General features: G+C 62.0%; 7 protein-coding genes and 1 pseudogene. 4 read left to right on the top strand and 4 right to left on the bottom strand.

From position 1 onward, the window contains the following. Positions 1–30: 30 nt before the first annotated feature. From ABGB01_RS45680 to ABGB01_RS45670, 3 genes are all read left to right on the top strand, one after another. Entirely contained in the window at positions 31–615 is a 585-nt protein-coding gene (locus ABGB01_RS45680; RefSeq protein WP_347780583.1) for an ISAs1 family transposase, read from the top strand. Between the two features lie 174 nt (positions 616–789). Then, complete coding sequence (locus ABGB01_RS45675) at positions 790–1,614, top strand: hypothetical protein (RefSeq protein ID WP_347780581.1); 825 nt, start codon at positions 790–792, stop codon at positions 1,612–1,614. 239 nt (positions 1,615–1,853) lie between these two features. Then, a complete protein-coding gene (locus tag ABGB01_RS45670) occupies positions 1,854–2,669 on the top strand; it encodes a hypothetical protein (RefSeq protein WP_347780580.1) in 816 nt (271 codons plus the stop codon). A gap of 69 nt (positions 2,670–2,738) precedes the next feature. On the opposite strand, the pseudogene ABGB01_RS45665 reads toward ABGB01_RS45670, so the two are convergent. The 4 genes and pseudogenes from ABGB01_RS45665 to ABGB01_RS45650 form a co-directional block, all read right to left on the bottom strand. After that, a pseudogene (locus ABGB01_RS45665) lies at positions 2,739–2,969 on the bottom strand (integrase); the annotation flags it as partial. Then, the gene (locus ABGB01_RS45660) at positions 2,963–3,166 is read right to left on the bottom strand and encodes a hypothetical protein (RefSeq protein WP_347780584.1); all 204 of its coding nucleotides are present in this window, start codon (positions 3,164–3,166) and stop codon (positions 2,963–2,965) included. The gene ABGB01_RS45660 and the pseudogene ABGB01_RS45665, both read right to left, overlap by 7 nt. Positions 3,167–3,230: 64 nt before the next feature. After that, entirely contained in the window at positions 3,231–3,815 is a 585-nt protein-coding gene (locus tag ABGB01_RS45655; RefSeq protein ID WP_347780579.1) for a hypothetical protein, read from the bottom strand. 75 nt (positions 3,816–3,890) lie between these two features. Further along, positions 3,891–4,160, bottom strand: a complete 270-nt coding sequence (locus ABGB01_RS45650) for a hypothetical protein (RefSeq protein ID WP_347780578.1) — start codon at positions 4,158–4,160, stop codon at positions 3,891–3,893. A 341-nt stretch (positions 4,161–4,501) separates the two neighbouring features. Between ABGB01_RS45650 and ABGB01_RS45645 the strand changes: the two genes are divergently transcribed. Continuing rightward, positions 4,502–4,879 carry a hypothetical protein gene (locus ABGB01_RS45645; protein WP_347780576.1) on the top strand — a complete coding sequence of 126 codons (378 nt, stop codon included), beginning with the start codon at positions 4,502–4,504 and terminating at the stop codon, positions 4,877–4,879. Positions 4,880–5,001 lie beyond the last annotated feature (122 nt).

Genomic DNA, 5,001 nt, shown 5'->3' with positions numbered 1-5,001 from the left:
CACGCGCAGTAGCACCACTGGAGAGCCGCGATGCGGGGAAACTCGCCCGTCCGGTTCGGGGAGGGGCCGCGCGGAAACGCCCCGTCAAGGGAACCGCGCCGCGCGGCCTACTCCACGCCCACACTCCACCGCAGGCTCAAAGCACTGCCCTGGCGCGAAGCGGTCCTCAACGACCGCACCGACGAGCGCCGGCACGGCCGCCGCGAGATCCGCCGCATGAAGATCTGCACCACCCGCCCCGGCCTGCCCTTCCCCCACGCCGCCCAAGCCATCCAGGTCAAACGCCGCCGCACCGACCTCAAAACCGGCAAGACCACCATCGTCACGATCTACGCCATCACCAGCCTGCCACCGGGCCGCATCACCCATGCCCAGCTCGCCGCGCTGATCCGCGGGCACTGGAGCGTCGAGGCCCTGCACCACATCCGCGACGTCACCTACCGCGAAGACGCCTGCAAGGTCCGCACCGGCGCCGCACCCCGGATCCTGGCCAGCCTCCGCAACCTCGCCGTCGGCCTGACCCGCCTCATCGGCTGGACCAACATCACCGCCGCCACCGACCACTACCGCAGCCACCCTGCCGACGGTCTTCAACTACTCGGTCTCACCACGTGAGAACGCTTCAGCCCTGACGTGGAACCGCACGCCCGGCGAAGGCGCGGGCGCGGAAGACCCGTTCCGGGCCGATCGGATCAAGGCCGCGCAGCGAATGGAGCAAAAGCAACGCATCCGCTGACGCCGCGCAGCCATCTCCTGCCTTCTTCCTCAGGCAATCGCAGCGTTCACACGATGCTGCCCAGATTCCATGGAGGTGCGGAACAGCCGCCCAGAACGCGCGGCTTAGGTCGTGTCCGCGCTTGGTCCGCGAAAAAGGACACGGCAACCATTCATTCGACTCCTGAAAGGGTCATTGTAATGCACCGTAAAGTTTCCCTGACGATCGTCGCATTGGCCGCACCGGTAATGGCCGTCCTCTCAACGACCCCGGCTGGCGCCGAACCGGCTCCCGCCACGGCCGGCGACCCCGTTGTGCAGCAGGGGACGCTCACTCCTGAGGAACGTGCCAGTCAGATGAAGCTCCTGGAAGGCGCTCCTGCGCCGCAACCCATTTCTATCGAGGACCTTCCGCTGAAGGAAGAAGACAAGCCGAGCGCAACGAATCGCGCGCGTGGTGACGCCTCGATGCTGGCGGCGGATATCTACTGCGGGAATTGGCTGAGCGACCCTGGGGCGGCCACCTTCTCGAGCACTCGAAGCCCGGTTTCCGGCACCGTCTTCAATGGAGGTGGAACACACAGCGGCGGCAACGTGGAATACTTCCGGTCGCAGGTGAACGACGGGGTGCATTCAGCCAACGGCCTCACCTTCGGCTGGTCCAAGTCGTACAATGATTTCCAGCCGGGCGGGACTCCGCCCAACGACAGGGTGACGACCGGTTGGTGGGACAACGCCAGCGATCCACATTTCTGCGGTTGGGGTAGCGCACTCGGCCGTACAATCACCTCCCCGAACGCCGCTTACACCGCCGGCATCCGGCAGAACGAGGCCACCTACATTCGCGCCCACTCCGACTGGGATGGCACGTGGTGGTACGGCACCAGGAAAGCCTACTAGAGCGACCAGCGTTGTACGAAACCATCGATGATTAGCTGACGACCATGCCGTCGCGCAGGCCAAACGAGCCAGCGTGACGGCATGGATCCCAGGTAGGCTATGGCAGCCACACCGCTTGTCGTCATAGGAGAGACTTGAAGAGCCGTCCGATGGCCGCCATCGCATGCATCACAACCCTTTTAGGTGCCATGTCCGCCTGCAGTGCACCGAGCCCATCCAGCCCGCCACAATCCCGCCCCGTGCAGAATGAGTCGGACCTGGTCCTGCCGCTGGACACCTACGATTTGACGTCCGAACAACGCTCGACGGTGCAGACCGCCCGTTATCTCTTGATAGAGCGATGCGTGGCCGGGTTCGGACTGAAGTTCAAACCACACAACACCAAGCCGATTGCCTATCCGAAAAACGCGTCCTACCTCGGCTGGCTGGGGGCGAAGAAAGTCGCCGAAAACGGCTACAGCGGCCCTCCCGGGCAATGGGAGGAAGCTGCGGCCGCCGTTTCCGGCATCCGCGGGTACGTCATTCCGCGGAAGCAGGACGCCGTTCACGTCGGCACCGTGAAAACGTACAAAGGCCGTGCCGTTCCTTCGGAAGGATGTGACGGCTGGGCGCAGCGCAAGCTCAATGGGAACGCTCCCGGCCCGGACGGCAAGGTACCCGCCAAGCCGCACATCTACAAGAATCTCTACGTCCTCATGGACGACGCCGCAATAGCCGCGTACAACCACCCACAAGTGCAGGCCGCAGGCTCGGCATGGAGCGAGTGCATGCGCGCATCAGGCTTCACCTACCCAGACCCGCCGGCCGCCGAGAGCGACAAGCGATGGGCCGGGCGCGGCGGGCAGGACAGCGCGTGGCAACCGCCCGGCAAGGACGAGATCGCCGTGGCGGTCGCCGATGAGGCGTGCCGGTTGAAGGTCGACTACAGCGGCGCCCGTAAGCGCGCCTACGCGTCGGCCCAGGAAAAGATCATCGCGGCCAACCGCCCCACCATCGACCGCTTGTCCAATCTTCTGAAGGTGCGTTACGCGAACGCCGCCAAGATCCTCTCCTGAACTGATTTCGATGCTGTCTGCGCACGTGAAGTCGGAGAATGCCGGAACATTGCCAGCATCCTCCGATATTCACGCGGCCGAATCGTCTCCCAAGGCGTCGGAGATCCGACGCTTTGCTGTTTCGTCCTGCCCGACGATGCACTTGGCGTACACGCGCAAGAGCACGTCAACGCTGTGGCCAGCCCACTCGGCGACCTGCGGCGCGGGCACCCCGGCATTGAGCCAGGTCGAGACACAGGCGTGGCGGAGGTCGTACGGCCGGGCTGCCAGCGGGGATGCCAGCTCCTTCTCGGTCAGGGCTTGGGGGTGTGGATGGTGTACTCGAGATACGGCGTAGAGCGCCAGCCTGCGATCGTCTTGAGTTGGGTGGGATCGCCCTTCTGGACCTGGCACCCCTGCGTGGCCAGTTCAAATTCGATCTGGACGTCGTCCAGGTCGTCGTCCAGTTCCGTACGCCTATCGCCTCTGTTGTAGACGCCGAAGTCGGTCAGCTTCACGAAGAACTTGATGTTCTGCGAGCATATGAGCCACGGACAAAACAAGAAGACCGATGATCCGACGTCATTGATCAAGGGCTACCGATGTATGAGCGTGGTCGAACCAATCGAGGCGCAGGCGTGCACCTGTGCGTTCTTCTACGATGGCCAGGGCGGTTGCCTCAACGGCGGGCCAGTCGTCATGTTGGGCCGCGGAGAGAGCAGCCAGTTCGGCTTGGACTGAGTCGAGATCCTCACCGACAGCTTCGGCTGGGTCAAGGTGGGGGACGGCCGCGAGAATGCGCCCATCCAGGGCATGGATCATCCGCCGGCTCAGCGCCGTATGCCAGGAGACGTGCCAGACATCAACGTCGCGACTGAGCCGGGCGATGAAGTCCGGGTCGGGCGTGTTGCTCGTCCTGTGGAGATCGACGATCATCACCGCCCCATCCGTTTCGTCGAGCACCACAGCGTTGGCCGCGTAGGCCTCCTCGAAATCGCGCTCGACAATGACAGCATGGCTGTTCCCGGACAATCTTTGAGCGACGTCACTCAGCGTCAGTGGCCCGACTCGCGGCCGTAGAACTGTCCATGCGAGCTCCTCGGTGAGCCAACTGCCGTCTCCGAGGAGAATCTCCGCATAACGCTGCGCCGTTGCCTGGACGTTCATTTCCGATATCCCTCACTTATCGAGGACGAACACATGGCGGAGGAGAACATTCTCCCCCGCCACGCGGGCTAATCGCTAGTCTCTCGGTTTGTCATTGAAGTAGGTGGATCCTGTGGCGATCGGCTGGAAGCATAGGTCCTTCATAGGTTCGACGCTGGTGAGCTGTGTGGCGAAGCGGTTGAAGAAGTTCTGGCCGTACAGGATCCGATCGCGGTTATAAAGACGGGTCAGCGCATCGCCCGCCTTTGTGTTGTGACTCTTCGTCATTTTTTCAAGGAATACGACGACACAGACCCAGTGCTGGGAAAGAAAACTTCTCACAGACTGCATGAATGTGACGAGCATCCATTTCAATCCACCATGCAGGGGTCGTGGACCGGAGCCAACAACGGGAAGGATTCAAATTTCCGGCGATTCTCCGTTAGACCCGTCTATCATAAGCACAACAACGAGGACAGCAAGAACATCGGCAAGTACTACGGCTCACAGCGCATCCTCGGCATGGACGGAGATAAGCGCACGAAACCGTACGATCACTTCTTAGTGAAAGCAATTGTGCCAGGCTATAGAAATTGGCAGAAGCGCGCATGCCTAGGCATGATTCGCGATAGTTCGACACCGTAAACTGCCCCCGGGATGAGCAGACATCGTTCATCCCGGGGGATGCCGGCTTACAGGAGATATTCATGCTGAGAAAGATGATCGAACAATATGTCGAGACGCTGAGAACACTGACTCTCGACATTTTCGCATACACGCTAACCATCCCCGACTCCGGCCAACTGACATCGGCGGAAGCCATCCGCCGCCTACGATCGGCCCCTCTTACGCAGCCTGCCGGCGCTCCAGGACCCTATGACACCGATGGCGATGAGGACCTCATGCTGATAGCCATCGACAACGGAATCGTCACACTAGACGGAATCAACCCGGACCCCGACCGTAAAGAGGTGACCGATCGACTGGCCGGCCAAGGACTTAGGCATTGGTACCTGGCCCAGGACGTCGAGGGCAATGGCACCCTGTATGTGCGCTACGGAGACGCCGAAGGGGAGGTACAGTGAGTGTTTTCCATCCTGAAGCCGCAGGTCGCGGGCATGCTGCGCGAGTGGGTCTGATCGACAAGTAGAAGAGCCCCTGGTAGAAGGGTTGTCGACCAAGATCAACCGTTAGACCAGAGGCTCCG

It is taken from the genome of Nonomuraea sp. B5E05, assembly GCF_039880665.1.
Classification (GTDB): domain Bacteria; phylum Actinomycetota; class Actinomycetes; order Streptosporangiales; family Streptosporangiaceae; genus Nonomuraea.
The sequence above is the reverse complement of the archived record's forward strand: the minus strand, read 5'-3'. Positions and strand labels throughout refer to the sequence as shown.